Here is a 1,688-nt window from a genome sequence, read left to right as displayed (position 1 = left end):
GGCTTCCCTTGAAAATTGTTTTTCGATATTACTTTACGATAAAATCCACTCATGTTCTGGGTGGATTTTTGCTTTCATCTGGGATGATTTATTTGAAAAATACAATTTTATTTGATTTGTACCTTTCCAGAACGCATTTTCGTAAAAACTGGTCAACGTTTTATCATACCAGCTCATTAAGTGGTTATTTATTGTCCTCTAATATTTATTGTTAGGCTGCTAGTTTCTGAGCTTGCTGAATGTTTTCTTGCCTTCGATTGTTAATCCTGACAGCATTGGCTGTATATACGCCGAAGAATAACCATACGAGTTCCGTCTTTTGACTCCTTGCCTTTATTTTGCGAAGTAAATAATGTTCCTTTTCTGTTCCAAAACTTCCTTCCAGACGCGTACTCCTCTCTTTATTGAGAATACCTTTCATTTGCTTAGTTTCTTTATCATCTTTTCCTCTACCTTTTCTACAAAAGTTGTGTTGTATCCCTTGTTCTCTTAAAAATGTACGATTCTCATTGGTGGGATAAATCCCATCTGCGGCTACATGAGTGCATTCTCCAATCATTTTCTCATGCCTTACTACACTCTCTTTCAGTCTTTTACACTCATTGAATGCATTGTAGCTTGTATGTTCAATGATGTTAATTCCACCAACTTGATTAATATGTGCTTTTATTCCATACTCTACTGGCTTATTTTCTTTCCCTCTAACAATAGGGCGAATGTAGGGTTTATAGATGCTTACTATGCGGTCACTAATCTTTGCTCCAGGTATTTCAAAAAGTTGTTTTTGTTGTTCATAAATAACTTTAATGGTTTGAAATACTTCTGCATCTTTTGGTGAAAACTCTTCAAGAGTGATTTGTTTTAAAAGTTCATTAAGTGTTAAAATACCTTTATTTAGTAGCTTTAAAAGTGAACGCTTTCTAGAGTATGTCTTCCGATAAGTTTTCTTCTTGAGTTTACTGTAAGCCAACTGCTTTATCTTTTGGTCTTTGAATTTAGACCTTGGTAATTTGATTTTATTACTTGTACATAATGTTGGAATCCGTTTTTCCAAGAGCCAAGTACAAGCTTCCCAAAGTAACTTTACATCAGTAGGAATTCTAAGATAAACTTCATAACAAGTAGCATCCATCAGCAAGACATTTTTATCAGGAATCTCGCCTTTCCAATTATTAATCATCACACTTTGAAATAGATTCAAATCTAAATGATTTCCCAAGTAAGACCTAACTCTTGAGACGAATGCATTGTCTTTAATCCTTTCATTATCAGCAAGTAAAGTGCCACAGAATATCTGCATTGCCCAGTTCGTGTGAAAACTTTCAAGTAGTTTCTCATCACTAAGTCCTGTATAATGCTTGAGTAACATCAACCCGAAAAGGCCTTTGGCTGGCAACCAAGGAGGTGCTCCACAAACCTTAGTTTTATTGGGTAAAAGTTTTTCAAGAGAGTCCCAATCAATAGTTTGGTGAATTTTTCCAAGAACAGTTGTATTCTTGAATAAGTACCATTTTGAGAAATTTGGAGAATCGAAATCAAACAGTGTATATTGCATCTGTATTTAAGGTTTTCTAGCAGAAACAAAATACATAAAAACCCCGAAAATTGCCAGTATTGACACTTTTTCGGGGTTGTTTTATTTATAACGTGTTGATTGTTAGATAATTAAAACCATAAAGGAAAGCCTA

General features: G+C 34.4%; 1 protein-coding gene. It reads right to left on the bottom strand.

Going from position 1 to position 1,688, the window contains the following annotated elements:
- Positions 1-211: 211 nt before the first annotated feature.
- Positions 212-1,555 carry a transposase gene (locus tag VB264_RS24955; protein WP_323254112.1) on the bottom strand — a complete coding sequence of 448 codons (1,344 nt, stop codon included), beginning with the start codon at positions 1,553-1,555 and terminating at the stop codon, positions 212-214.
- Between the last annotated feature and the right edge of the window lie 133 nt (positions 1,556-1,688).

Origin of the sequence: Arcicella aquatica (assembly GCF_034928825.1) — a bacterium.
Taxonomy (GTDB): domain Bacteria; phylum Bacteroidota; class Bacteroidia; order Cytophagales; family Spirosomataceae; genus Arcicella; species Arcicella aquatica.
Note: the sequence above shows the minus strand (reverse complement) of the source record. Positions and strands in the feature narration are given on the sequence as shown.

Bases quoted from the DNA above. Each gene is read 5' to 3' on its own strand.
- VB264_RS24955 (WP_323254112.1), bottom strand. From the start codon at position 1,555: ATGCAATATACACTGTTTGATTTCGATTCTCCAAATTTCTCAAAATGG.